This is a genomic window from Roseibium aquae (assembly GCF_008711285.1).
GTDB lineage: Bacteria > Pseudomonadota > Alphaproteobacteria > Rhizobiales > Stappiaceae > Roseibium > Roseibium aquae.
The window spans coordinates 317,758-344,329 of record NZ_VXDC01000005.1; the positions used below are offsets into that span (position 1 = coordinate 317,758).

Genomic DNA, 26,572 nt, shown 5'->3' on the forward strand with positions numbered 1-26,572 from the left:
AGACGCATGAGCGATCTCGAAACCACTTTGACGATCCTTGACAGGTTGATCGCCTACCCGACGGTCTCGGCTGACAGCAATCTGGAACTGATTGCCTATGCCGCCGGACATTTGGAGGACTGCGGGGCGCGGGTCACTGTCAGCCACGATCCGTCGGGGCAGAAGGCCAATCTGTTCGCAACCCTGGGCCCGGATGTCGATGGCGGCATTGTCTTGTCGGGACACACCGATGTCGTGCCGGCACAGGCGGAGGATTGGTCCGCAGACCCTTACCGGATGCACCGGGTCGACGGGCGCTGCTATGGCCGTGGCGCTTGCGACATGAAGGGCTTCATCGCGGCCGTTCTGGCCAAGGCCCGGCACTACGCGGCACTCGATCTCAAGCGTCCGTTGCATGTCGCGCTGACCTATGACGAAGAGGTCGGATGTTTCGGCGCACGCCAGCTGGTGGAAGACCTGAAGCAGTCGGGTCGGCGGCCGTCGGTCGCCATCATCGGCGAGCCGACGGAAATGCGGGTGATCGAGGGCCACAAAGGCAGCTATGAGTATACGACCTGCTTTCATGGCACGGACGGTCACGGTTCCGAACCGGACAAGGGAGTCAATGCGATTCACTACGCGGCCAGGTTCTTGAGCCGCCTGCTGGAACTTGGCGAGGAGATGAAGAGCCGGGCCGGCGAGGACAGCGCACGGTTTTCGCCTCCCTGGACAACGGTGCAGGCGGGCCGGATCGAGGGCGGACTGGCCCGAAACATCATCGCGCGCCATTGTAACGTCGAATGGGAGATCCGGCCGGTCCGGGTCGAGGACGGGAGGATCGTCAAAGAGGCGCTTGACGCCTATTGCCGCGAGATCCTGATTCCGCAGATGCGGGCCGTTTCGCCGGAGGCGGATATCGTCACCGAAATCATAGGGGAAGTCCAAGGACTGACCGTAGTGAACGACAATGAGGCGCGGGATATTGTCACGGCGTTGACCGGTGCCAACCTGTGCGATGTGGTGGCTTTTGGCACGGAGGCCGGCCTGTTCCAGGCGCTCGGCATGTCGGTGGTCGTATGCGGGCCGGGGTCGATTGCCCAGGCTCACCAACCCGATGAATTTGTCTCGGAAGCCCAGATGCAGGCCTGTCTCGATATGCTGTCCGGTCTGTCCCGCACACTCGAAACACCGGCCGGATAATATGAACCAACCCGTTCAAGGCAATGTCGCGAACCGTTTGGAGAAGGCGGGCAATGCTCAGGAACGCTTCGAGATCATGTATGGCACATTGCGGGACCGGATCAGCATGCTGGTCTATCCGCCGGGAACGCAACTGAGCGAGGAGGCGCTGGCGGCGGAGTTTGGCATCAGCCGGTCGCCGCTTCGCAGGGCGCTGAAAATCCTCGAAGCCGATGGATTGATCCGCTCGCAACAGGGCGTCGGCACGCTGGTCACCGATATCGATCTGGTCGAGCTCTCCCAGGTCTACCAATTGCGGATGGAGCTGAACGAATTGACTGGCCGGCTGTGCCCGGTGCGGCCCAATGCCGATCTGCGCGCGCGGTTCGCGGCTATGAAACGGCGGGCCGAAAGACTCCAGAAAGCGCCGGATCCGGACACCTTCGCTCGGCTCAATATCGACTTCTTTCACACATTCCAGTCGCTGACGGACAATCAGCCACTGCGCGATGTCTCCGAGCGGCTTTTCTATCAGACCTGCCGCATCTGGCTGAAGCATATCCCGGACATGGATTTGCGCGACGAGGTGGATATCTTCAGTGGGGAGATCGTCGACATTTGCGATGCGGTGGATTTGGGTGATGTTCAGGCAGCGGCTCTGATCCGCAAGGCACATCTCTCGATGGGGTACACGCGTCTCAAACGGCATGCTGACCTGCAAGCCGCACTGGCATAATGTGGCGGACAAATGCCCACTACGCACAAACACGCGGATGGGTTGACCTTCTAGTGACTGGAAGCCTTATCTCGGTGACACGTCGAGAAAGGAAATCCCGTGTCGAACAATACGTCCATCTCAAGAGAGTCGCAGTCGCACACCGGATGCTGTGGAGGCCATGGCGGACAGGCGCTAAAGGAAGATGGGGCTGTGGGGAAGGGCTCTGCCGTGGACCCTGTGTGCGGGATGACCGTCCAGTTGGGGAAAGGTAAGCCATCGCTGACCTACAAGGGCACGGACTATCACTTCTGTAATCCCAAGTGCCATGACCGGTTCGATGCGGATCCCTACTTCTATCTGTCGGGCAACAACGAGAAGAAAAAGCGCGCGGAAGCCGAAAACGCGGCGGGCAATCTCTTCACCTGCCCCATGGACCCGGAAGTCGTTCAGGAAGGGCCGGGAACTTGCCCCGTGTGCGGCATGGCTCTGGAGCCAATGAGCGGCGTGTCGGATGAACCGAACCACGAGCTCATCGACTTCACCCGGCGTTTGTGGGTCAGTGCGGGGGCAGCCATCCCGCTCATGATCCTGACCATGGGGCCTATGGTCGGGCTTCCCGTTCGCAGTCTCCTTGGCGAGCAGATGGCGCTTTATCTGGAGGTGCTTCTCGCCACGCCCGTTGTGCTTTGGGCGGGTCTGCCCTTCTTTCAGCGTGGCTGGACGTCGGTGAAAACGGGCAATTACAACATGTGGACGCTGATCATGCTCGGCGTCGGAGCCGCCTACGTCTATTCCATGGTGGCCACGTTTTTGCCCGGGCTTTTTCCGGAGGATATGCGGGGCATGTCCGGGCATATGCCCGTCTACTTCGAAGCGGCGGTTGTCATTATCGCACTGGTTTTCGTGGGTCAGGTTCTGGAACTGCGTGCTCGCGAAAAGACCGGTGACGCTATCCGCGCGCTCATGGATCTGGCGCCCAAGACTGCCCGGCGGATCACCCCGGATGGGGACGAGTATGATGCGCCGCTGGACAACATTCTGGCTGGTGACAGGCTGCGTGTGCGTCCGGGCGAGAGTGTTCCCGTCGACGGACGGGTTGTTGAAGGTGGCTCCGCCGTTGACGAGAGCCTGATCAGCGGCGAGCCGGTACCTGTCGAAAAGACATCCGGAGACAAAGTGACTGGAGGAACGCTCAACAAGACCGGCACCTTCATCATGGAAGCCGAACATGTCGGATCGGAAACCATGCTGGCGAAGATCGTGGACATGGTCGCAAGCGCTCAGCGCTCGCGCGCGCCGATCCAGGCTCTGGCGGACCGCGTCGCCAATTACTTTGTCCCTGCGGTGGTCGGTGTCGCGGCAATCGCATTTTGTGTCTGGTTGATTGTTGGGCCATCGCCATCTTTTGTCTACGCCGTCGTGGCTGCGGTCTCCGTTCTCATCATTGCTTGCCCCTGCGCACTCGGTCTTGCGACCCCCATGTCGATCATGACGGCAACGGGCCGGGGTGCGCAGGCCGGGGTTCTGATCAAGGACGCCGAGGCGCTGGAGCGGCTCGCAAAGGTGGATACGGTCATCGTCGACAAGACCGGGACCCTCACAGAAGGCAAGCCGCGCTTGAGCGAGGTGGCCGGTTCGGCTGGGTTCGAGGAAAATGAAATCCTGCGGCTAGCAGCCTCCCTGGAAAAGGGATCTGAACACCCCTTGGCTGATGCGATCGTAAGCGGGGCGTCCGCGCGTGGTGTCGAGACGGCGGAATGCCGAAACTTTCAGGCGGTAACTGGAAAAGGCGTGTCCGGAACCGTCGAAAGCCGGACCGTCGCCCTCGGCAACGGTGCTTTCATGCGTGATCTTGGTGTGGACGCAGCATCCCTTGCGGACCGGTCGGAAAGCCTCCAGGAAGAGGGAAAAACCGTCATGATCGTGAGCGTCGACGGCACGGCGGCCGGGTTGATCGCGGTCGCCGACCCTATCAAATCCGAGGCCAAAGCTGCCGTCGAAATGTTGCACCAGTCCGGTCTTCGGGTGATCATGGCAACAGGAGACACGGAGCGGACAGCAAAGGCGGTCGCGGCCGAGCTTGCGATCGATGATGTCCTTGCCGGCGCCCTGCCGGAAGACAAGCGGGATCTGGTGCAGAAGCTGCAGGGCGAGGGCCGCAAGGTTGCCATGGCAGGCGACGGGATAAACGACGCGCCGGCTCTGGCCGCGGCCGATGTTGGGATCGCCATGGGCACGGGTGCTGATGTTGCGGTCGAAAGCGCGGGCATTACCCTTCTCAAGGGGGATTTGGCCGGGATTGCCAAGGCAAGGACGCTGGCGGAAGCCACGCTGGCGAACATTCGCCAGAACCTGTTCTTCGCCTTTGTCTACAATTCCGCCGGCGTGCCGGTTGCCGCGGGAATTCTATACCCGCTCTTCGGGGCGCTTTTGTCCCCCATGCTGGCGGCTGCGGCCATGAGCCTTTCCTCCGTGTCGGTGATCTCCAACGCTCTGCGGCTGCGGCGCCTGAAGCTTTGAGGAGCAGCCATGAATATTGGAGACGCTTCGAAGGAAACAGGCCTGCCCGCCAAAACCATTCGATACTACGAGGAAATCGGTCTTGTGATGCCAGACCGGGCAGCCAACGGCTACCGGGATTATTGTGAGGCAGACGTTCACCGCCTTCGGTTCTTGCAGCGGTCCCGGAGTCTGGGCTTCTCGATCCAAGAGTGCCGTCTGCTGCTGTCCCTCTATCAGGACGAGAACCGCGCTAGTGCCGACGTCAAGGCGCTGGCACTTGCCAAGATCGAGGAAGTTGACCGGAAAATCGCCGAACTTCGCTCTCTTCGCGCGACCCTGTCCGATCTGGCCGCGCACTGTTCCGGTGACGACCGGCCAGACTGTCCCATCATGGATGATCTGGCCGGTGAGGCCCCATGAAGAGGCTGGCTGTGTTTGTCCTTTTTGCTGCGAGCGTTGCCCTTGTCTTGTGGGTTATGAGTTTCCCGGTATTGGACGGGTCTGGCCATGGGCCCGGGCCGCAGGCTGCGGTGCAGGTCAAGATCCCCGAATTGGATCATGCTGAAAGAGCCGGCGCGCTGGTGTTCAACGACCACTGCGCCCTTTGTCACGGTCAGGATGGCGCTGGCGGGACCGGGCAGGGGCCGCCCCTTGTTCACCAGATTTACAAGCCTTCGCATCACGCCGATGGTGCCTTCTGGCTGGCCGTTCGAAATGGCGTTCGGGCGCATCACTGGACCTATGGTGATATGGCCCCCGTGCCTGGGCTGGCGGATGCGGAGATTGTTCAGATCATCACTTATGTGCGCGCGCTTCAGCGTGCGAACGGCATCCAATAGGAGGAAGGGGTGTTCAAAGGCGAAGACTGTTGGGCTTGCGAGTATGGTTCCGACCGCGCGGGGTGCTGCAGCCTTGGTCCCGGTCGCCCGGACCTGCATGGCATGTTATGAAACGGATCGTAAAAAGAAGGATTGAACGGTCATGGTCAGCAATAGTGAATCTGGACGTCTCACTCCCGTGAATTCGCGCGGCCAAGGCCAGAGCCGGCGCCGGTTTCTTCAAGCCGCCGGTGCCCTTGCCGCGACAGGTGCCGTTCCTGGTCCAAGCTGGGCGCTTGCGCAAGTGGATGACGGCTTCCTGGAACTCACCGCCCGCCCCGCCCCGAAACGCCTTTACGAGAACACCGGGCTGCCCTCGGACCTTTGGACCTACAACGGCACGGCGCCGGGGCCGGAAATACGGGTCAAGCATCGGGAACGAGTGCGGGTCCGGTTGATCAACGAACTTCCCGAGGCCACGTCCATTCACTGGCACGGGATCCGGATTGACAATGCCATGGATGGGGTCGCCGGCTTGACGCAGGACCCGGTTCCGCCCGGAGAAGTCTTCGAATACGATTTCGAAGTCCCGGATGCGGGAACCTTCTGGTATCACGCCCATACGAAAAGCTGGAACCAGGTCGGCCGGGGCCTTTATGGGGCTTTGATCGTCGAGGAGAACACGCCGCCCACCGGCCGCGAACAGGATCTGGTTCTGGTGGTCGATGACTGGCGTCTGACCCGGGATGGCCGTCTTGACACAGAAAGCTTCGGCTCGCTCCACGACTGGAGCCATGGTGGCCGTCTTGGCAACTGGCTCACCGTGAATGGTCGAACGAACCCCGATTTCCGGTTGCAGGCCGGAGAGATCTACCGGCTGAGGATCATCAATGCTGCGAATGCGCGCATCCTCGCCATCGACCCTAAACGGATCGGAGGCGATCTGATCGCCTATGACGGGCAGCCGCTGGCCGTCCCGCGCCCCTTCGACTGGGAGGTCGAACTCATGGGGCCCGGTCAACGGTTCGATCTGATCTTGCGGCCGGAGGCTGAATCGGATCTTGCATTGGTCGAGCTTTCCGGCAACCAGCCATTGACCTTCGCCCGTTTTCCGGTCGAACAAGGTGGCGCAATCAAAGCGCCCGATGTGCGCTTGCCAAAACCCAACCCTTTTGCGGCGCCGGATCTAGGCGCTGCTCGGGTGTTCGAACTGGACATGACCGGGGGTGCCATGGGCCGAATGGGGCAAATCCTGCACAAGGGGGAAGTTCTTGACCGCGATGGAATGCGCCGGACGGGACAAGTATGGGCCTTTAACGGCCATGCCGGCAACCTTGAAGCCCCCTTGTTTCAGGCGCACCTTGGCGAAACCGTTGTGATCCGCACCCGGAACCTGACGCGATGGCCGCATGCCATGCATGCCCACGGGCATCATTTCCGGATCCTTCAAGACGGCGCGCTGGGAGAGTGGCGCGACACTTTCCTGATCGCCCCTGAAGAACAGGTTGAAATCGCGTTTCAGGCGGAAAACCCCGGAAAGTGGTTGTTTCATTGCCACATGCTGGAGCATGCGGCCGGTGGGATGACCAGTTGGTTCGAGGTTTTGCGAGCATAAAGAAACTGGTGCCAAGCTTGCCAAAGAGCATCCCATGAATTACCTCCATCGAACGGCGCGCGCGGGGTCCACGAAGGCCTTGTGACGCCCGGTCTGTGCGAGTTTTGAAGGAGCCGACAGGGCATGACCATTCGCCACCACAAGAACGATCTGCCGGATCTTTCCAGGTATCAATCGGCAGATGCGGTTGCCGTCGATTCCGAAACACTTGGGTTGAATTTGCTGCGCGACCGTTTGTGTGTGGTTCAGCTTTCGCCTGGCGATGGAACGGCCGATGTGGTCCAGATCGACCGCGGGCAGATTGATGCGCCCAATCTGAAAACGCTTCTGACCGATCCGTCCAAGACCAAGATCTTCCACTACGCCCGGTTCGATGTCGCGATGCTGCGCAGGAACCTCGGCATTGAGGTGTCTCCCGTATGGTGCACCAAGATCGCTTCGAAGCTCACCCGGACCTATACGGATCGGCATGGCTTGAAAGATATCACCCGAGAACTTCTTGGCGTTGATTTGTCCAAGCAGCAGCAAAGTTCCGATTGGGCGGCCGACGAGTTGACCGATGCCCAGCTCGCCTATGCTGCGTCCGATGTGCTTCATCTGCATGACCTGAAAGCGAAGCTGGAGTTCATGCTGCAGCGTGAAGAGCGGACTCATTTGGCTGAGGCGTGCTTCCGGTTCCTACCAGTCCGTGCCGAACTGGACCTCATGGGCTGGGAAGACACAGATATGTTCGCGCATTCTTGATGCCGATCCGTGCCGAACGGGTCCTGGTGGCCGACTGTTGGTATCGGGTGGAACACACGGACGGCCATAAACCACGAGGCAAAGGGCTTGGCGGACTCGCATTTGATCCAGGGGCACATGAGCGGACGGCCAAAGTTACTCGGGAACGCTGAAACCCGCGCTCAACGGGCAGCCAGGCGGCATTCCCGGCTGGTCAGGGTTTTGCGCATTCTCCTGCCGGGCCTGGGCCTTCTCGTGCTGGCTGGGATGATTGGGCTTGTGGTCCTGTTCAATGTTCTCGGCAGCTTTGGAGCAACGAATATCAGCCTTACCGCCGATGGCCTTGTGATGGACAAGCCCGAGCTGTCCGGCCATGACGGAGACCGGTCCTATCACGTCTCGGCACAGCGTGCGATCCAGCGCTTGACAGACCCCAGGATCATCGATCTGGAGATCATCCGCGCCAACATTGTGCTCAGTCCGGACGAAAGCGCTGCGATCACGGCATTGAAAGGCACATATAATAACGCGGCAGAAACACTCAGGCTTTACGACGGTATCCAATTGGAGTGGAGCCAGGGCTTTACGGTGGATTTGTCGGATGTGGAAGTGGATCTGAAGTCTGGCGCACTGCGAACGGACAACCCGATCTCCATTCGCTCCGAACAGGGGAGTGTGCGCGCCGGGAAACTGGACTATGATCAGGACCGTGGCGTTGTGCGATTCAAAGACGGTATCCGGATGACGCTCAACCCGGCGACCAATCAAGAGGACACCCAATGACAGCCCGTTTGGTAAACTTGGCCGCCGTGGCCTGCACGGCAGCTCTGCTTTGGGCCGGTTCCTCTGCTGCCCAGACGTTTTCCGATGCGTTTGCCGGTTTTGGCTCCAATTCAGCCGAGCCGATCGAAATCGAAGCAACTGAACTCCAGGTCGAGGACAAAACCAACAGCGCCACTTTTGTCGGAGATGTTGTCGTGTCCCAAGGTGACACGCAGTTAAAGACCCAGCGCTTGCGCGTTTTTTACGATGGACAACCCGGCGGCAATGTTCAGCAGCAGATATCCCGGCTGGAGGCGCAAGGCCGCGTGTTCATTTCCGCGAAGGACCAAACCGCCACGGGTGATCAGGCGAGCTTCGACATGAACCGTCAAGTGATGGTGATGACCGGGCGGGAGGTTGTGCTCAGTCAGGGGCCCAATGTGGTGGTCGGCAACAAGCTCACGGTGGATCTGAAAACCGGGAAAGCCGATCTGGAAGCCCCGTCGTCCGGACGTGTCAGGGTTTTGATCCAGCCAAATAGCGTTGGGAATGGACAGTGAGTCCGGCTCGACAGATTGCCTGGTGCAAAGGTAAGAACGTGCCGATAGTGCCCTGACTGGACGGACAGACTTGAAAATCACGCCCCTGAACACGAATGGTTTTGCGCAAGAGCCCATGACGCGCCCGTCCGACCAAGGGGCGGGCCTTGACGGGGCGCTGGTGGCCGAAGGCATCGGCAAGACCTACGGGCGCCGGCAAGTCGTCAAACATGTCAGCCTCGCCGTGCGCCCGGGCGAGGCCGTTGGTCTTTTGGGGCCCAATGGCGCGGGCAAGACAACCACATTCTACATGATTACCGGACTTATCCGGCCGGACCAGGGCCGGATACTGCTTGACGGTTTCGACATCACCCGCAAGCCGATGTACCGGCGGTCGAGGCTGGGCATTGGATATCTGCCGCAGGAAGCCTCGATTTTCCGGGGATTGAATGTGGAGGAGAATATCCGGGCCGTTTTGGAAGTGATCGAACCCGACAAGACCATCCGGGCGCAGGAACTCGAATCCCTGCTGGCCGAATTCGGGCTTACGCGCCTCCGCAAAACCCCCTCCATCGCGCTGTCGGGCGGTGAGCGTAGGCGCGTTGAAATTGCCCGTGCCTTGGCCAGCAGGCCGTCATTCATGCTTTTGGATGAGCCCTTTGCCGGGATTGACCCCATTCTGGTCGGGGACATCCGTCAGCTCGTTCATCACCTGACCCAACGCGGGATCGGGGTCTTGATTACCGATCATAATGTTCGGGAAACACTTGGCCTCATCAACCGGGCCTACATCATGACCGGTGGGGAGGTCCTGACCGAGGGATTGCCCGAGGATATCGTGCGCAATCCCGATGTTCGGCGGCAGTATCTGGGAGAGCAATTTACTCTTTGATGAGACGTCCGGCTATAGTGTATACACATAAGCAAGAAACGGACCAAAACGATCAAAGGGAGTCAATTCGCCTGAATGGCCATTTCCGCAAAGCTTGAGATCCGCCAGAGCCAATCACTGGTCATGACGCCGCAGCTGATGCAGGCGATCAAGCTTTTGCAACTTTCAAACCTGGATCTGGCCGCCTATGTCGAAACCGAGCTGGAGCGGAATCCGTTTCTGGATGTTGCCGAGGCGGACGGCTCCTCGCAGGAAAGCGGCCCTGACGGCGATCCTGCCGATATTGGCCCGGCCGGAGATGCTTCGTCCTCCGAGGGCGAAGCGGGCGACTGGATGCAGAGCGACTTGGAGACCGGCGCCGAAGCGATCGCATCCCGGATGGACACCGATCTTGGAAATGTGTTTCAGGATGAGCCTGGGACAACGGCGACGCGCGATCAGCCGATCGTGAGTATGGGAGAGGGGCTGAAGGCTCCGTCCGGCGGCGGGCCGGGCGAGGACTACAATCTCGAAGCCTTCGTGGCGGAAAACGAGACGCTTGCTCATTTGCTTGAAGACCAGATGAACCTTGTTCTATCCGATCCAGTGGACAAGATGATCGGCCGGCTTCTGGTGAATTCTGTCGACGAAAACGGTTATCTGGATCTCGATCTGCGCGACGCCGCCGAGCGCCTTTCGGTCCCGGAACGGCGTGTTGAAGAGATCCTTGGGATATTGCAAACCTTTGAGCCGGCAGGGGTGTTTGCACGGGATCTGGCCGAGTGCCTCAAGTTGCAGCTGATCGACAAGAACAGATACGATCCTGCCATGGCGGCGCTCATCGAGAACATCGAGCTTCTGGCGCGCCGGGACCTGCCGGCCTTGCGCCGTATTTGCGGGGTCGATGATGAAGACCTTGCCGAAATGATCCGCGAGATCCGGGCTCTCGATCCGAAACCTGGCAGCATATTCGGTCTTGCGCCGCTCCAGCCTGTGGTGCCCGATGTTCTTGTCCGCCAGGCACCAGGCGGCGGGTGGGCGGTAGAGCTCAACACCGAAACCCTGCCCAAGGTTTTGGTGAACCAAACATATTTCGCCAGCGTCACGAAAACAGCGCGGGGTGAGACGGACAAGCAATACCTGACCGATTGCCTGCAAACCGCGAACTGGCTGGTCAAGAGCCTGGACCAGCGGGCAAAGACGATCCTGAAGGTCTCGACCGAAATCGTGCGTCAGCAGGACAGGTTCATGGCGTATGGCGTGGAGCATTTGAGACCGCTCAACCTCAAGACGATCGCCGACGCTATTGAAATGCATGAATCGACCGTCAGCCGGGTTACATCGAACAAGTATATGGCAACCCCCCGCGGGATCTTTGAGTTGAAGTACTTTTTCACCTCAGCCATTGCCGCGACGGGCGGAGACGACGCGCATTCTGCTGAAGCGGTGCGTCATCGGATCAAGGTTTTGATTGATGGCGAGTCGCCCAACGCCATTCTCTCGGACGACGCGATTGTGAAAATTCTGAATGGCGATGGCATCGATATCGCCCGGCGTACTGTGGCGAAATACCGGGAGGCAATGAAACTGGGCAGTTCGGTTCAGCGTCGCCGCGAGAAAAAATCACGCTTGTGACCATCTGCCGGTGGCGACGATGGTTGCCAGGCTTGTCTTCCCAGGTGGCGGACTGCCGGGGTGCGAAAGGCATCAAAGATGCCGGCGGCCAGCGCCATGGCCGTAAATGGCCGGATCATCTCGATTGACAGAGGGGCGGCCACTGCCTATACGGGCGCCTCTGTATAAGCACGGTAGGGGATGGCGCTCCGGCGCTGACTGGTCCATTCTGTAGGCTTGGGGTGCTGGTCACCTCAAGCGCTGGCGGCAAGCCAGCGACCCTCAGGTCCACACAAGAAAAAGAGGTCCCCATGGCATTGCGGATTTCGGGAAAACACGTTGATATCGGCGACGCGCTTCGCGGTCATATCAACGACCGAATTGAAGAGGCGCTCGAGAAATATTTCGATGGCGGCTACACAGGCCATGTCACACTGAGTCGGGAAGGCAACGGTTTCAAGTCGGAATGCGCTCTTCATTTGGATACCGGAATCGTTCTTCAGGTTTCCGCTCAGGACCATGATCCGCGGGCGAGCTTCGAGCGCGCCGCGGAGAAGATCGATAAGCGCTTGCGCCGGTACAAGCGCAAGCTAAAGGACCACCATGCCCATAATGGTCATGGCAAGGAGATGTTTGAGGCAGCGTCCTACGTTCTGGCTTCGACGGAAGAGGAAGAGGAACTGCCGGCGGACTACAATCCGCTCGTGATTGCAGAGACCGCGGCAAAGGTGAAAACCATGACCGTCGGGATGGCCGTCATGGAGCTGGATCTGACCGAAGCGCCGGTCGTCCTGTTCAAAAACGCCGCGAACGGTGGCATAAATGTGGTTTACCGCCGTGTTGACGGAAATATTGGCTGGATCGATCCGGCATTGACGGAACGGGCTGCAGCCGAATAACACGAACACACGGCCGGATCCGTTGGGTCCGGCCGAAACCCACGCGTAGGCGGAATGATGGATCTAGGCGATCTACTGAAAAAGGAAGCGGTGACTTGCGGGCTGAAGGCCAAAAGTAAAAAGCAGGTCATCCAGGATCTGGCGGCCCAGGCATCTGCGGACACCGGATTGTCGGAACGAGAGATCTTCGACACGTTGCTCCAGCGGGAGCGCCTTGGCTCCACCGGCGTGGGCCACGGCATTGCCATCCCGCATGGCAAACTCACCCGCCTGGACCGACTAGTCGGCTACTTCGCCCGGCTGGATCGGCCAATTGATTTCGATGCTCTGGACGACGAGCCAGTGGATCTGGTGTTTCTCCTTCTGGCACCCGAAGGCGCGGGTGCCGATCATTTGAAAGCTCTTGCGCGGATCGCACGCCAGTTGCGGGACGGTTCCGTTGCACACAACATTCGGCAGGCAGCCGATGCCGGGGCGATCTTCGCCCTGTTGACCCAACCGCTGGCGTCCTCGAACGCGGCCTGACCGTCATAGTCCCCGTCAGGACAGTGACGGTCCGATGCCGTGTAAGCGCGATCCGGTCGATCGTTTGACGGGTTCGCCGGCGGTCAGACCTCGACCGGAACCGGCGTCAACTCCGGGTCCCCTTCAGATGGAGGATTGGGAGTAGAGAAGCCGATCGCGGTGAGAATTGGAAGCCTCAGCGCCAGAAGCGTCGATGGCGGGCAGATTTCTTCGGGCAGCCGCCAAAGTGTCGTCCGGTACGCCGCCCATCCGATGATTGATGTCGACGTTGCGACCGCAAAGGGAATCGCGAAAAGCGGGCCCACGGCAAGCGGGATAATTGGCCAGATCAACCCAAGGGGCTGCGTGCTCATCCAGGCTGCCGCCGTCGCACCGAACAGGGTTTGCGGCCAAAGCTTGCTGGCGGCCAATCGAAGCGGAAGCCGCGCGACACCTCGCGCCTGGGCTCCCCACCCGATCTTCCTGCCAAAGATCAGACCTCCCATGAATAGGCTGTGAGCCACGGACATGATCGGCGCCAACATGGCGGAATAAAGAATTTCGGTCGCCGAACCGGCCACGACCCGGAATGCGCCGCCATAACTTTGGCGGGACCGGCGGCGCGATACAATGTCGGCCACCGTGGCGATTTTTGGCGCGAACACCATGGTCATAACGGTGAAGAACAGGATCACCCCGCTGTCGGCCCGAAATGGCGCGTATCCCGTGGTGACATAGCCAAGCGTTGCGGCCCCGATCATAAAGCCCAGCCACGCCGGTGAACTCAAAAACATGAGCATGGCCAGCGCGAGCTGGACCCGGCTGATCGGCAGCAGGCCCGGCAATGTCAGCAGCCGGCGGTACTGCAAGTTCCCTTGACACCAGCGCAGATCGCGGCGGATGAACTCCAGAAGATGCGGAGGGTTTTCCTCGTAGGAACCATCCTCCACCGGGAGAACGCGGCATTCGAACCCGGCCCGGCGCATCAGCACCGCTTCGACCTGGTCATGGGATAGGATCGGCCCGCTCAATGGACCGGTTCCGGGAAGCTCCGGCAGGCGGCAATGGGTTGTGAAAGGCGCGAGCCGCAGGATGGCATTGTGCCCCCAATAAGGGCCGCAATCGCCCTGCCACCAGGCGCTGCCGATGGTGTAGGACCGCATGCCAAGGCGCATGCCGAACTGGAAGATCCGGGCGAATGCGCTCGCGGTCGGGAGGCCGACGGCCAGGCTTTGCAGGATGCCGAGGCGCGGATTGGCGTCCATCTTCCGGACCATGTCGAGCACGGTTTGGGCCGACATGACACTGTCAGCGTCCAGAACCAGCGCATAGTCGTGCTGTGCCCCCCAGCGATCGCAAAAATCTGCGATGTTGCCGGCCTTGAAACCCGTATTCACTTGCCGGCGCCGGTAGGCAATCCGAAGGCGGTTGCCCCAAATGGCCTGAAGACGAGCGACCATTTCCTCTTCCGCAAGCGCGATCTCATCCGAGGAACTGTCGCTGAGAACATAAAGCGCGAATTTCCGGACGGCACCGCCCTGCTGCAATTCGGCCAAGAGCGCCGATAGATTTGTCTCAAGCCGGTCCACGTCTTCGTCGCGAATGCAGGATAGGATCGCGGTTGACGATGGGATTGGCTGTGATGTTGAACCCGGATCGATGGGGCAAACCGCGCTGACCGGATCTTTTGCGAAACGCATGATGAGCAAGCCGATGACGGCGTTCAGGAAGCCGATAATCGTCCATGGCAGTGTCACCATGAAGCAGGCGAGGATAAACAGATCCAGCGGGCCAAGACCGCCGGGCGATAATGTGAACGCCATCAGGGCCGAGAGTCCGAAAAACAGGGACAGGACGGCTCCAGCAAAAAAGGCGCGCCGCAGTTTTGTGCGGATGGGCCTTGCGGTGGCGGGCGATTTCATCAATTCATCGGTCATGATCGGGTGTTCCAAAACAGCGCCATGGCGCAATTTTTGTTTTGCTAAAAGCTTTTACGGCAGATGCGAAGAGGTGGTTTAATGCCGGCTGTCAACAAGAGCGAGGATGGAGCTTCCGGGATCGCAGATAGGGCCGCCCGCGCACTTTGGTATGTGGGTGAAGGGCGATGCGAGATCCAAACAGAACTCATTGCCCCCCCGGAGCATGGAAAAGTGGCCGTTCGGACCCATGCCAGCGGCATCAGCAGGGGTACCGAGCGCCTCGTGTTGTTGGGACAGATCCCCACCAGTGAAATGGACCGTATGAAAGCTCCTTTCCAGGCGGGTGATTTCCCGTTTCCCGTCAAATACGGTTATGCTTGTGTCGGGACTGTGGCAACGGCTCAGGGCATCCTTGCAGGCCGGCGGGTTTTTTGTTTGCATCCCCATCAAACCTCCTTTGTGGTTCCAGAACACGCGTGCCATCCGGTTCCCGACGACGTGCCGTCGGACAGGGCGGTGCTGGCTGCCAATATGGAAACGGCACTTAACGCGTTATGGGATGGAAAGCCCTCACCTGCAGATCACATCTGTGTGGTCGGTGGCGGGGTGGTTGGATTGCTGATCGCTTATCTTTGCGCGAAAATACCGGGAACGCGGGTGACTGTTGCCGATACCGATCCGGGCCGCGCCAAGTTGGCGCAAGCATTCGGATGCTGTTTTGCCTTGCCCGAGTCTTGTCCGCCGTCCCAGGATCTCGTGTTTCATGCCAGCGCTTCGGCGCAAGGACTGGACACCGCTCTTTCCGCGGCCGGAAAGGAAGCTGCCGTTGTGGAGGTGAGCTGGTATGGGGCAAGCACTGTTCCTGTCGCCCTGGGCGGTCCATTTCATAGCCAGCGGCTGAAAATCGTGTCGAGCCAGGTTGGCACCATTCCACCCGACCGCAGGAACCGCTGGTCTTTTGACCGGCGCCTGTCGGCGGCCCTCTCCCTTTTGAACGATCCTGTTCTGGATCTTTTGATTTCCGACCGTATGTCTTTTGAAGACCTGCCGGACCAGCTTCCGGCATTCCTGACCGAACCGCAAGGCGGCCTTGCGGCGGTCGTGGAATACCCGGAGCCATCTGCGCGACTACCACACCCGTTAGAATTGGATGTTTGAAATGTTTGCAGTTGAAGTCCGCGATCACGTGATGATTGCACATTCCTTCAAAGGGGACCTGTTCGGTCCAGCCCAGGCGTTGCACGGGGCGACATTTGTCATCGATGCGGCGTTCATGTCTGAAAAACTTGATGAAAACGGTGTCGTGATCGATATCGGGCGGGCGCATGAGGCGTTGAAGGAAGTCCTGGAACCGCTGAACTACAAAAATCTCGACGACCTGCCGGAGTTCGAGGGCATCAACACAACGACGGAATTCTTGACCAAATACGTCCATGATCACTTGGCCCGGGCTGCGCGGGAAAACCGTCTGGGCCGGCCTGGACCGGAGCTTGACGCCATTCGGGTGACGATCTCAGAGAGCCATGTCGCCCGGGCATGGTATGAAGCGCGGATTGCCTGAGCCCCATGGCCGATCTGGTTTTTGCCTATCCGGGCGACCTGGAGACACCCACGGGTGGGTATATATATGATCGCAGGATCATAGAGGGCCTGCGGCAATTGGGAGTGACGGTGGATCCATTGCCGCTTGGCGAGGGGTTTCCGTTTCCGGGTGCAATCACCTGCGAGACGGCGGCGCAACTGCTGATGGGGCTGATCGAAGGTCAACGGGCCGTCATTGACGGTCTGGCCTTTGGTGCCATGCATGCCCATGCGGCGCGGATCGCCCGTTGTCTGGATCTGACGGCTCTGATCCATCACCCCTTGTATCTGGAGACCGGGTTGTCGGCCGCCCAGGCGAGGGCTTTCAAGGATCAGGAACGTGTGTCCGTCCAGGCTGCGGCCCGTGTCATCGTCACCAGCCCGGCAACGGCGAACCAGGTGTGCCGCGATTTCGGTGTTCATCCCGATCGCGTGTCCGTCGTGGTGCCCGGAGTTGACAAGCCGGCGCTGCCGGTCCCGGCCGGGTTGCGAGCCAACACACCCTTCCAATTGTTGTCCGTTGGCACGCTGACACGGCGCAAGGGGTTTGATTTGCTCTTTTCGGCTCTGAAGGATCTGACAGATCTCGACTGGCATCTGGACATTGTCGGAGACGACACCCGGGACAGCGCTTACGCTGCGCAACTCATCCGGCAGATTTCTGAAACGCAGTTGACGGACCGGGTGACATTCCACGGGGCCGTTTCCCCGTCGGATTTGTGGGAACACTATACCAAGGCGGACGCGTTCGTTCTGGCCAGCCGCTATGAGGGCTACGGCATGGCTTATATCGAGGCAATCGCCCACGGACTTCCGGTGATCGGAAGCGGTGGCGGCGCCGTGCGCGAAACCCTCCCGCCGGATGCCGCGATCTATTGCGGCCAAGAAAATGTTGATGCGATCAAGTCCGCTCTGCGCCGCGTGATAAGCGATCCGGAGTTGCGGCACACAATGGCAAATGCGGCACGGCAGAGGGCGCAGGCCTTACCGGATTGGGGCGCGTCCGCTTCCCGCTTCGCCGATGCCGTTTTCGGTCACGCTGGTCCGCATTTGAAATCTGGAGACAAGATATGAGCGGGTTTTCCGCTGACTGGCTGGCGTTGCGGGAGCCTTTCGATTTGAAGGCGCGCAATGCAGAGGTGGAAACGGCGTTTGAGAACGCGCTCCCCGCGGGTGAGGTCACGGTTCTGGACCTTGCCAGCGGCGCCGGTTCGACGGTCGCTGCCTTGGACCAACGGCTGCGGGCGGGCGGGCGTTCCTCATTGTCCTGGATCCTGACCGATAACGACGCGGGACTGCTCGGGCATGCCAAAGACCGGTATGCGAATGTTGGAACCACACGCGTATCGGTTCGGCAGGCCGATCTGGCTCTGGAATTGGAGCGTCTTCCGTTTTCAGACGTGGACGCGGTCACGACCTCCGCGTTTCTGGATCTCGTCGATCACCGCTTTGTGGAGCGTCTTGCCGGCTGCGTGATCGCGCATCGCCAGCCGTTTCTGGCCAGCTTGAGCTATGACGGACGCACGCAGATCACGCCGGGCCATGCGTATGACACCATCGTTGTCGAAGCGGTGAACCGCCACCAGAAAACGGACAAGGGCTTTGGCGCGGCATTGGGACCTGATGCAGCGGACTTTGCGATAGGCCTGTTCCAGAGCGCTGGGCTTACGGTCATTCGCGGCCATTCGGATTGGCTAATTCCGCCAGGCGCCGCCGCGATACAAATGGAACTGATCAGTGGCTGGCGGGCGGCGGCCGGTGAGATGGACCTTGCTGCCGATCTTCTGTCGGCGTGGTTCGAAGACCGGATGCGTCTGGTCGGGGAGGCCCGGCTTTCGATCCGCGTCGGCCATATCGATTTCGCGGTCATGCCGTCATAGCCGCACCCGGCCCCCAGCGGTCCGGGCCAACGGTGACACACTTTTTCGTTCTGGTGATTCTTCACTTTGTGCCGAGAAAGAACTTGCGTGGTCTTGCCGGATAAGGTTCGCTTGCCTTGCGGTGTTTCTGGGCAATGAGGCCGTCAAGGACGGCCGGGCGATGGGTTCCAGCGAGCTTCCGCAAGAGGAGGACCGATCATGCGGCATGTTTGCATGTTGGCTGCAATGCTCGTCCTGATCATCGGATCAGCGGGCGCGGTTCGGTCCGCCGAAATCGTCAGGCTCGTTGCAGGTGAGGGCTTCTACCCTCAAATGTTTCTTGAGCGTGGCCAGCCGCGCGGATATGCGATCGATATCGCCCGCGCGGTTCTGGAAGAGGCTGGCTACGACGTCCACGTTGAGGTTCTGCCTTGGGCCCGCGCCCAAATCGAAATGCTCAAGCACGGGGCGGTGATCACGGGTGTCAGCAAAACACAAGACCGGATCGACGCCGGTTTTCTTTTCACCGACATTGTTTTCTCAGACCCGACCGTACTGATTGCCAAGGCTGGCACAACGATGGGCTTTGAAACTGCGGGAGATCTTCACGGACTGGTTGTTGGGATCCAGCGCGGCGCTTCCTATGGACCCGTCTTCGAGGCGGCCCGCCCGCACATGATCATTGAGGAAGACGACAGCAAGGAGCAGCGTCTACGTAAGATCGTCGCCGGCCGCATCGATTTAGGGGTGTTTTCAGGCACCGGTCCGGCCTATCTTTTGTTTGCGTCCCAGTCGTTGGGTCTGTCTCGCGAAGAGTTCAAAATCTTTGAGAAACCCTTGGAATTTGACCTTCTTCACATGGCCGTTTCACGTGACAGCCCCCGGGCTGACGGGATGATCGAAAAGCTCAACTCCGCCATCGTCAAGCTCACCTTGGACGGCACGATCGAAAGATTGCATCGGGCGTATGGCCATGGCTTCTAGCCTGCGTTTCACAAAGCACTATCGATTGATCCGTGCACCTCTGGCAGATACAATATGCAACTATTCCTCGTCCGGCTGGCTCACGGGCGGGAGAGCCCGAATTGTCGCCTCGCATGGTTGCTCTTCGACCCATCGGCCGTTTACCAAGATCGGTTAAAGTTCGTTTTAATGTTGAATTAACCAAGAAGATTAACGCCTTTTTCCCTATATTATTCCCAGTGTGAATTGTGAAAAATACCAGCCGGGTTGTTTAAGCCGGCAGGAGGCAGGGTGTAATGATCATCGATACTGTGCGTAACTTGTTGTCCAAACATGGCGGGATCCCGGTTGCGGTCGACCAGTTGGCCGATACCGACGACTTATACGATGCCGGTCTGTCTTCCTTTGCGTCCGTTCAGCTGATGCTGGCGCTCGAAGAGGAGTTCGATGTGGAGTTTCCAGAGCATCTCCTCAATCGCAAGTCCTTCGCGTCCATTTCGGCCATTGCAGCGGCTTTGTCCGAAATCGTAGAAGATCAAGAGGTGGCTTGATCATGAATGTTGCCGGACCGATCATGGCGTTGACCTTGGCTGAACGTGCGAAACGAGCCGCCAAGGTGGCCGGGCAATTCGCCGACACTGTGGACAAGAACGGCCGTTTTCCGCAAGAGGGTATGGACGCTTTGAAGGCCGAACGCCTGATGGGGCTGATGGTCAGCCCTGATTTCGGCGGAGAGGGGGCGACACTGACGCAGATCGCGGATGTCTGCGGTATTCTGGGCCAGGCTTGCGCGTCGACGGCCATGACCTACGCCATGCATCAGATCCAGATGGCAAGCCTTGTGGATCATGCGGCTGGCAGTGCGTGGCACGAAAAGTTCCTGCGCCGGATTTGCGAGGATCAGCTTCTGATCGCCTCGGCCACGAGTGAGGCCGGTATTGGCGGAAACCTGCGCAACTCGATTTGCGCGATCGAGGTTGACGGTGACAGGGTGCGCCTTGAGAAAGACGCGACTGTCATTTCCTACGGCGCGAATGCGGATGCCGTGATGGTGACCTCTCGCCGCCACAGTGAAGCGGCGCATTCCGATCAGGTCGCGACGATTTTCCTGAAGGAGCAGTATTCGCTGGAACGAACCGCGGTCTGGGACACGCTCGGAATGCGCGGAACATGCTCCGACGGTTACCTTTTCAAGGCCGAAGGCCCGGCTGAGCAGATCCTGCCCAAACCCTTTGCGGAAATCGCGGCGCAATCCATGCTGGCGGTTTCGCACCTTTTGTGGGGGGCGCTGTGGTTTGGCATTGCTGCCGATGCGGTTGCGCGGGCGCAGAGCTTCGTCAGATCCGCCGCCCGCAAAACGCCGGGTCAAACGCCGCCCGGAGCGCTGCGCTTGGCGGAAGCCTCAAGCCTGTTGCAACTGGTGAAGGCCAATGTCGTGGCCGGCCTCAAGCAGTTCGAGAATGCAAAAGGCGAGCCGGACGCGCTCAATGCGATGAGTTTTGCTGTTGCCATGAACAATGTGAAGATTGGGACGTCACAGACCATCTTGACGATCATCAACCACTGCATGCTGATTTGCGGTATCGCCGGATACAAGAACGGCACCCCCTTCAGTCTCGGGCGGCATTTGCGGGATGCGCATTCGGCGCAGTTGATGATCTCCAACGATCGTATTCTCGGCAATACGTCGACCATGCTGCTCGTGAACAAACAAGACACCAGCCTGTTAGGATAAACCGATGGACGTTCCGGTCTCGTTTCTCGACCAGCTCTTCAATGAGCGTGTTTTGCATGATACCGGCGTCGATGGCCTCTATGCCCGCAGCGCGCTTTTCGAGGACGTGATCTCCCGTTTCGAAGCGTTTGCCTTGTCCTTCGGAAAAGACGAGATCTCCGAGTCGATGGTTTTTCCGCCCGGCATGCCGATGCCGGACTTCGAGACCAGCGGCTACATGAAGAACTTCCCGCAGCTCGCCGGCACGGTACATGCCTTTTGCGGTCACGACCGCGATCACATGGGCCTGCTGCAATGCATGGCCGCCGGGGAAGACTGGACCAAGGGCCAAAAGGCGACCGATGTCGCGCTCACACCGGCCGCATGTTATCCCCTGTACCCGATCCTGGCCCGCCGGGGCATGCTGCCCGAGGGCGGAGCCTATGTCGCACTCCAGTCCTATTGCTTCCGGCACGAGCCGTCGAAGGATCCTGCCCGGATGCAGATGTTCCGGCAGCGTGAATATGTGCGCGTCGGGTCGGCCAAGCAGACCATGGCGTTTCGCGAGACGTGGAAGCAGCGTGGATCCGAAATGATGGAACTCCTGCAACTGCCTCATGAGGTTGAGGTGGCCAACGATCCGTTTTTTGGCCGGGCGGGCAAGATCATGGCGTCCGGACAACGCGAGCAGGAACTGAAGTTCGAACTGCTGGTGCCGGTCAATTCCACGTCCAAACCAACGGCCTGCATGAGTTTCAACTATCACATGGATAATTTCGGTCAGGCCTGGAACATACTGCAAGCAGATGGCAGCCCTGCCCATACCGCCTGTGTCGGCTTCGGCTTGGAGCGGATCGCCCTTGCGTTGTTCCGCCACCATGGATTCGATCCGGACGCCTGGCCGGAGGGTGTTCGCAAGGTGCTGTGGGGGTGACGATGAGCGAGGTGCCCTCCGTCTTTCCACATCTCGACGCGGCCGGTTACCGGCGCCATGATCTTCACGCCGCCGAGCGGGATTGGCCCGAAACAAACTGTTATCTGGACGTCTGGATCGAAGTCCTTCCGGCCCTTGGCCTGCCGCCCGAAGCCGCGCTCGGATCCTTGATCACGCAGGACTTCGAGGGCGACCAGTTCACGTTTTTCAAGATCCCCTTGGAGGATCTGGAGACGCTGTTCGGCCTGCGGGTGACAGAGCTTGCCATCTATGATCGTGTCGAGACCCATGTCCTGGAGCAGATCAGGCGGGGGCGGTTGTCGCTGGTCGAAGTCGACAGCTTCTTCCTGCCGGACACCCACGGTGTCGGCTATCGGCAAGCCCATGGCAAGACAACCATTGCCATCAACCGGATGGATCTCGAGGCCCGCACCATGGATTATTTCCACGGCCTCGCGCTTCACCGTCTGGAGGGGGACGATTTTGACGGCGTTTTCCAGCGCGGAGACCATGCCAGGGACCTGCCCTTCCTGCCCTATACCGAATTCGTAAAAATGGCGGCCGCCCTGCCATCGCAAGCGGACATTGCGCGAACGGCTCTGCGTCTGCTGAACGGCCACCTTGAGCGGCGTCCGGCCAAAAACCCAATCGCCGCCTTTGCCGAGGTCTTTCCCGAACAGGTTGCGCGGATCAGTGAGCGGCCCTTTGAATTCTTTCACCTCTATGCGTTCAACACGCTCCGCCAGCTTGGCGCGAATTTTGAACTGTTTTCAGCTCACCTGGATTGGGTAGCGGCACGATCCGACCTGGATCTGAAAAAAGGTGCGGATGCCGCGCGGCAGATTTCGACCACGTGCAAAACCGTTCAATTCCAGTTGGCGCGGGCCGTCATGCGCAAGAGGTTTGACAAGCTCGCCTCCGCGCTCGTCCCGGCCGTTTCGGCATGGGACGCCTTGGTTCAGGACCTCGAAACCCGCCTTCGATCCAAGCAATCAGCTGCCGCGTGACGTCTTCGGTTTCGATCCCGCCAGTCATGACGCCCTCCGGTCTGGAACTGGAGGCACCGGCGCGCGTATTGTGCGACCACTGGACCCTTTGGGTCACCGAGCCCGGTCCGCCAGGTTTCGACCTGCCTCCTGAGCCTGGACCGGACAGAATAGATGCGCAGGTGCCGGGGACATCGGCGGGGGCGCTGCATCGCGCCGGCCGGTTCGACCTTGAGAATCCGGCCCCGCTTCACGACAAGGATATCTGGTACGAGACCCGCTTTCCGGCTGCCGATCCTGGGCGATACCGGCTCGTTTTCGAAGGGCTGGCCACGATCGCAGATGTGTATCTGAACAAGCAGCTCATTTTGACCAGCCGGGGGATGTTCACTCCCCGGGAGGTGGAGGTGACGCTTGAACCGGACAATCATCTGGCGATCGGCTTCCGGGCGCTTTTCCCCGAGTTGGACAAGAAAGGGCCCCGGGCACGCTGGAAGCCGCAGCTTGCCACCTCGCAGGGCCTTCGGCTGGTTCGCACAACACTGTTGGGTCACATGCCAGGCTGGTGTCCGGAAGTTCATGCGGTTGGGCCGTGGCGTCCGATCACGCTTCATCGGGCCGATGCGCCGCGCGTCCATGACCTCCGGCTTCAGTCAAGCCTGAAACAAGACGGCACCGGGACCCTCCGGTTCTCAGGCCGGCCGGAAAATCTCGATGGGACACTGACACTCCGGTGCGCCGGCCAACAGGCGATCATGCGGCTTCAACCTGATGGGAGCGTTCTTGGGGAGCTGTCTATCCCGGATGTCGCGGCATGGATGCCCCACACGCACGGGGTTCCGCATCTTCATGACATCGAACTGGTCAACGGTGACCGGACGATTAAGCTTGGCCGGACGGGCTTTCGGCGGATCGATGTCGATCGCGGACCCGATGGCAAAGGCTTCGGGCTCGTGGTCAATGGCATTCGGGTCTTTTGCAGGGGCGCGGTCTGGACCCAGGCAGATCTCCTGAATTTGCCGGGAGGGGAAGCGGCTTACCGGCCATGGTTGGAGCTTGCCCGCGCCGCAGGCATGAACATGCTTCGTGTCGGCGGAACGATGACATATGAAACGCGGGCCTTTTTCGATCTTTGCGCCGAGTTCGGTATTCTGGTCTGGCAGGACTTTCAATTCGCCAATTACGACTATCCGGTCTCTGACCCAGGTTTTGCGGAGGGCGTTCGGAAAGAGGCCGCTTGTCAACTGAACCTCCTCCAGGGCTGCCCGTCCCTCGGCGTTCTGTGCGGAGGCAGCGAGATCTATCAGCAGGGCGCGATGATGGGCCTTCCCGAAAGCCGCTGGAAAGGGCCTTTGACCAAGGACATTCTGGCTGAAATTGCAAGGGACTACAGGCCCGACGTGCCTTATATCGAGAACGCTCCCTCGGGCGGAGCGCAGCCGTTTTCACCGAACGAGGGGATTGCCCACTATTATGGCGTCGGGGCCTATCTCCGTCCGCTTGAAGATGCCAGACGCGCTGAAATCCGCTTCGCGGCAGAATGCCTTGCGTTCTCGCATGTGCCGGATCCGGCGGTCATTGCGCGGGCCGGTCTTGGCAATCCCGGACATGACCCGCGCTGGAAGGCGCGCATTCCGCGTGATCGCGGCGCGGGCTGGGATTTCGAGGATGTCCGGGATCATTATCTGCGAACGCTCTACAAGGTCGAACCGGCGGAAGTCCGCTATGGCGATCCGGACCGGTATCTCGACCTATCCCGCGCGGTGACGTGCGATATTCTGGAGCAGACCTTTGCCGAATGGCGCCGCGGCCGGTCGGGATGCCAGGGCGCCCTGGTGTGGACGTATCAGGATCTGATGCCAGGGGCGGGATGGGGCGTGATCGACGCGAATGGGCGCCCAAAACCGGCCTATTACGCATTGAAGCGCGCGTTCCGGCCCGTCACCCTTGCACTGACCGACGAGGGCACCAACGGGCTTGCCGTTCACATCCTCAATGACACTCCGTCCATCCGGACGGTTGCGTTGAGCCTGGTCTGCCTGCGGGATGGGACCACCCCGGTTGTTACCGGCAACCGCGACCTGGATTTGCAACCGCATAGCGCCATGGAGATCCCCGCCACGGATCTGTTTGGGGCCTTCTTCGACACGACCTATGCCTATCGGTTCGGTCCCCCCTCGCATGATGTCACTGTGGCCCGGTTGTCGGACAGGCAGACAGGACAAGTGTGTGCCGAAGCGTTCCACTTTCCGTTGGGATTTTCCCAAAGCCGGCACCCGCTCGGGATCGAAGGCGGCTTGAGCGAACTGGCCAATGGACAATGGCAACTCACACTGGCGGCTCGAAGGTCCTTCCGCTTCCTGCAGATCGAGGCCGATGGGTATTCCCTGTCCGACAACGGGTTTCACCTTGCCCCCGGCGCGGACAAGACAATTGTCCTCACGCCTGAGGCCGGAGCGGCGGGGAAGGTTCCTGACTGCAAGCTTTGGGCGATCGATGGCGTTGGCTGGAAAACGGTCAGAGGCGGCTAAGCGGGATGCATCCGTTTGGGTTCCAGCACCGGCATGAACGCATCTATTGCGGTTGAGCCTCAAGCCGGTTCAGTCTGGTCAGGGATCTTTCAAACGAACGGAACCAGCCCGCGCGCGGAGCGCCCATCTTCCCTCGTCTTCAAGACGGCGGAAAGGACTGGCAAGGGTGCCTCCTTCATTATCGTCAGGCGTGGTCAGACGGCGTCTCCAAGGCGCGCTGGCGATGATCAAGGATCGTGGCGTAGTTGGCCACAACCCACTGCTCCATCGTGCGCGCAAGTTCGCTCAGGGATCGGCCCAGATCCGTCAGCCGATACTCGACGCGCGGCGGCACCTCGGGATAACTGATCCTTTCGACGAAGCCGTCCCGTTCCAGATTGCGCAGCGTCTGAGTCAGCATCTTCTGCGATATACCGCCAACCTGGCGCATCAGTTCCCCGGTGCGCACGGGGCCTTGCTGCAGGCAGCAAACGATGAGGATAGCCCACTTGCCCCCGATCAGGTCGAGGATCTCGCGGGACGGGCAATTCATATTGTATGGATCGGCCTGGAGGAACATTTTCAATTATTACCAAAAGGTGCGTACTTTCCTGATGGAAATTTAAAGCATAGTGTCGCGATCCTCAAGCAACTTTTTTGGAGACTTTGAACATGTCAAATCCGAGCCGCGTCTATCTCTACGCCGAATTCCAAAACTCCGCGCCGTTCACAGAGGCCGTCTGGAAAGAGGCTAACCCCATGATGCACACCGTGCCTGGCTTGATCAGCAAAACCTGGCTGAGCGGCGTCGGCACCCATTCGGTCGGCGGTTTCTACGCTTTCGACAGCATTGAGAATGCCCAGGCTTATGCCACCGGCATGCTGGCCGAGTTTGCCAAGGGTGCCAATGCCAGCCTGACCGTCAAACTTTTTGACGGTGATGTGGTGGAAGAAGCCAGCCGTGGCATGAATTCCCCCTACTATGCCAGCTAGAGTGCCTGACATTTAGAAAACACCCAGAAGGCGGTCTGCCATCTTAGAATGGATCAGCTGGCAAAGGCTGTTTTTTGCCAATCGCCCGCTGATCCAGTCTTTGGTCCAACCCTTATGAAAGCAGGAGCACGCTATGCAGAGCCAGCCCGATATCAGCCGATTTCCAATTCCCGCGCTTTCCGAGATGCCGGATGACATCCGCGCCCGTATTGTCGCGGTTCAGGAGAAGTCCGGCTTCGTGCCCAATGTGTTCCTTGTTCTTGCCTGTTGATTTTCACTGAGAACTGACCCGGTAAGGCCCGATTTTTTCACTGAGAACTGACCCATGTTTAAACCCACCCCTGCGTGATTTCGGCGGGGGACGACGGAGTGATAGACATGGCGTTGTTG

The 26,572-nt window shown here is 59.8% G+C and carries 26 protein-coding genes and 1 pseudogene; 25 read left to right on the top strand and 2 right to left on the bottom strand.

Going from position 1 to position 26,572, the window contains the following annotated elements:
• The first annotated feature begins 6 nt into the window (after positions 1-6).
• The 13 genes from argE (at position 7) to ptsN (ending at position 12,744) form a co-directional block, all read left to right on the top strand.
• Positions 7-1,179, top strand: a complete 1,173-nt coding sequence (gene argE / locus F0184_RS10340; RefSeq protein WP_150496093.1) for an acetylornithine deacetylase — start codon at positions 7-9, stop codon at positions 1,177-1,179.
• Position 1,180: 1 nt separating this feature from the next.
• On the top strand, positions 1,181-1,894 hold the full coding sequence (locus tag F0184_RS10345; RefSeq protein WP_150496094.1) for a GntR family transcriptional regulator: 714 nt from the start codon (positions 1,181-1,183) through the stop codon (positions 1,892-1,894).
• A 99-nt stretch (positions 1,895-1,993) separates the two neighbouring features.
• On the top strand, positions 1,994-4,396 hold the full coding sequence (locus F0184_RS10350) for a heavy metal translocating P-type ATPase (RefSeq protein WP_371871084.1): 2,403 nt from the start codon (positions 1,994-1,996) through the stop codon (positions 4,394-4,396).
• A gap of 9 nt (positions 4,397-4,405) precedes the next feature.
• A complete protein-coding gene (cueR, locus tag F0184_RS10355) occupies positions 4,406-4,798 on the top strand; it encodes a Cu(I)-responsive transcriptional regulator (protein WP_150496096.1) in 393 nt (130 codons plus the stop codon).
• Positions 4,795-5,217 (top strand): c-type cytochrome, encoded by a 423-nt coding sequence (locus tag F0184_RS10360; protein ID WP_150496097.1) that lies wholly within the window; start codon positions 4,795-4,797, stop codon positions 5,215-5,217. Before cueR ends, F0184_RS10360 begins: the two co-directional genes overlap by 4 nt.
• A 142-nt stretch (positions 5,218-5,359) precedes the next feature.
• Entirely contained in the window at positions 5,360-6,811 is a 1,452-nt protein-coding gene (locus F0184_RS10365) for a multicopper oxidase family protein (protein ID WP_150496098.1), read from the top strand.
• 123 nt (positions 6,812-6,934) lie between these two features.
• Positions 6,935-7,555, top strand: a complete 621-nt coding sequence (locus F0184_RS10370; RefSeq protein WP_150496099.1) for a ribonuclease D — start codon at positions 6,935-6,937, stop codon at positions 7,553-7,555.
• 117 nt (positions 7,556-7,672) lie between these two features.
• Positions 7,673-8,317, top strand: a complete 645-nt coding sequence (gene lptC / locus F0184_RS10375) for an LPS export ABC transporter periplasmic protein LptC (RefSeq protein WP_150496100.1) — start codon at positions 7,673-7,675, stop codon at positions 8,315-8,317.
• The gene (gene lptA, locus F0184_RS10380; RefSeq protein ID WP_150496101.1) at positions 8,314-8,856 is read left to right on the top strand and encodes a lipopolysaccharide transport periplasmic protein LptA; all 543 of its coding nucleotides are present in this window, start codon (positions 8,314-8,316) and stop codon (positions 8,854-8,856) included. Before lptC ends, lptA begins: the two co-directional genes overlap by 4 nt.
• A gap of 115 nt (positions 8,857-8,971) precedes the next feature.
• Complete coding sequence (gene lptB, locus F0184_RS10385; RefSeq protein WP_150496141.1) at positions 8,972-9,727, top strand: LPS export ABC transporter ATP-binding protein; 756 nt, start codon at positions 8,972-8,974, stop codon at positions 9,725-9,727.
• Between the two features lie 75 nt (positions 9,728-9,802).
• Positions 9,803-11,341 (top strand): RNA polymerase factor sigma-54, encoded by a 1,539-nt coding sequence (gene rpoN, locus F0184_RS10390; RefSeq protein ID WP_150496102.1) that lies wholly within the window; start codon positions 9,803-9,805, stop codon positions 11,339-11,341.
• Between the two features lie 290 nt (positions 11,342-11,631).
• The gene (gene hpf / locus F0184_RS10395) at positions 11,632-12,219 is read left to right on the top strand and encodes a ribosome hibernation-promoting factor, HPF/YfiA family (RefSeq protein WP_150496103.1); all 588 of its coding nucleotides are present in this window, start codon (positions 11,632-11,634) and stop codon (positions 12,217-12,219) included.
• A gap of 57 nt (positions 12,220-12,276) precedes the next feature.
• Complete coding sequence (gene ptsN, locus F0184_RS10400; protein ID WP_150496142.1) at positions 12,277-12,744, top strand: PTS IIA-like nitrogen regulatory protein PtsN; 468 nt, start codon at positions 12,277-12,279, stop codon at positions 12,742-12,744.
• Positions 12,745-12,827: 83 nt separating this feature from the next.
• Here ptsN and mdoH read toward each other — a convergent pair whose 3' ends face one another.
• The gene (gene mdoH / locus F0184_RS10405) at positions 12,828-14,660 is read right to left on the bottom strand and encodes a glucans biosynthesis glucosyltransferase MdoH (protein WP_150496104.1); all 1,833 of its coding nucleotides are present in this window, start codon (positions 14,658-14,660) and stop codon (positions 12,828-12,830) included.
• A 513-nt stretch (positions 14,661-15,173) separates the two neighbouring features.
• Between mdoH and F0184_RS21080 the strand changes: the two genes are divergently transcribed.
• From F0184_RS21080 to F0184_RS10455, 10 genes are all read left to right on the top strand, one after another.
• A complete protein-coding gene (locus tag F0184_RS21080) occupies positions 15,174-15,800 on the top strand; it encodes a zinc-dependent alcohol dehydrogenase (protein ID WP_342212492.1) in 627 nt (208 codons plus the stop codon).
• Between the two features lies 1 nt (position 15,801).
• On the top strand, positions 15,802-16,203 hold the full coding sequence (locus F0184_RS10415) for a 6-pyruvoyl trahydropterin synthase family protein (RefSeq protein WP_150496106.1): 402 nt from the start codon (positions 15,802-15,804) through the stop codon (positions 16,201-16,203).
• Between the two features lie 5 nt (positions 16,204-16,208).
• Positions 16,209-17,297, top strand: coding sequence for a glycosyltransferase family 4 protein (locus F0184_RS10420; protein ID WP_150496107.1), 1,089 nt, complete (start codon positions 16,209-16,211; stop codon positions 17,295-17,297).
• Complete coding sequence (locus F0184_RS10425) at positions 17,294-18,103, top strand: class I SAM-dependent methyltransferase (RefSeq protein WP_150496108.1); 810 nt, start codon at positions 17,294-17,296, stop codon at positions 18,101-18,103. Before F0184_RS10420 ends, F0184_RS10425 begins: the two co-directional genes overlap by 4 nt.
• A 198-nt stretch (positions 18,104-18,301) precedes the next feature.
• Positions 18,302-19,066, top strand: coding sequence for a substrate-binding periplasmic protein (locus F0184_RS10430; protein WP_150496109.1), 765 nt, complete (start codon positions 18,302-18,304; stop codon positions 19,064-19,066).
• A 278-nt stretch (positions 19,067-19,344) separates the two neighbouring features.
• Positions 19,345-19,596, top strand: a complete 252-nt coding sequence (locus F0184_RS10435; RefSeq protein WP_150496143.1) for an acyl carrier protein — start codon at positions 19,345-19,347, stop codon at positions 19,594-19,596.
• A 2-nt stretch (positions 19,597-19,598) separates the two neighbouring features.
• The gene (locus F0184_RS10440; protein ID WP_150496110.1) at positions 19,599-20,780 is read left to right on the top strand and encodes an acyl-CoA dehydrogenase family protein; all 1,182 of its coding nucleotides are present in this window, start codon (positions 19,599-19,601) and stop codon (positions 20,778-20,780) included.
• 4 nt (positions 20,781-20,784) lie between these two features.
• Entirely contained in the window at positions 20,785-21,693 is a 909-nt protein-coding gene (locus F0184_RS10445; RefSeq protein ID WP_150496111.1) for an amino acid--[acyl-carrier-protein] ligase, read from the top strand.
• An 11-nt stretch (positions 21,694-21,704) separates the two neighbouring features.
• Complete coding sequence (locus F0184_RS10450; protein ID WP_150496144.1) at positions 21,705-22,700, top strand: DUF1839 family protein; 996 nt, start codon at positions 21,705-21,707, stop codon at positions 22,698-22,700.
• On the top strand, positions 22,697-25,210 hold the full coding sequence (locus F0184_RS10455) for a glycoside hydrolase family 2 protein (protein ID WP_206668334.1): 2,514 nt from the start codon (positions 22,697-22,699) through the stop codon (positions 25,208-25,210). Before F0184_RS10450 ends, F0184_RS10455 begins: the two co-directional genes overlap by 4 nt.
• A gap of 184 nt (positions 25,211-25,394) precedes the next feature.
• Here the strand turns inward: F0184_RS10455 and F0184_RS10460 are convergent, their stop codons facing one another.
• Positions 25,395-25,769 carry a winged helix-turn-helix transcriptional regulator gene (locus F0184_RS10460; RefSeq protein WP_150496112.1) on the bottom strand — a complete coding sequence of 125 codons (375 nt, stop codon included), beginning with the start codon at positions 25,767-25,769 and terminating at the stop codon, positions 25,395-25,397.
• A gap of 92 nt (positions 25,770-25,861) precedes the next feature.
• Here F0184_RS10460 and F0184_RS10465 point away from each other — a divergent pair, with 92 nt between their 5' ends.
• Both F0184_RS10465 and F0184_RS10470 read left to right on the top strand, forming a co-directional pair.
• Complete coding sequence (locus tag F0184_RS10465) at positions 25,862-26,182, top strand: YdhR family protein (protein WP_150496113.1); 321 nt, start codon at positions 25,862-25,864, stop codon at positions 26,180-26,182.
• Between the two features lie 133 nt (positions 26,183-26,315).
• A pseudogene (locus tag F0184_RS10470) lies at positions 26,316-26,447 on the top strand (peroxidase-related enzyme); the annotation flags it as partial.
• Positions 26,448-26,572 lie beyond the last annotated feature (125 nt).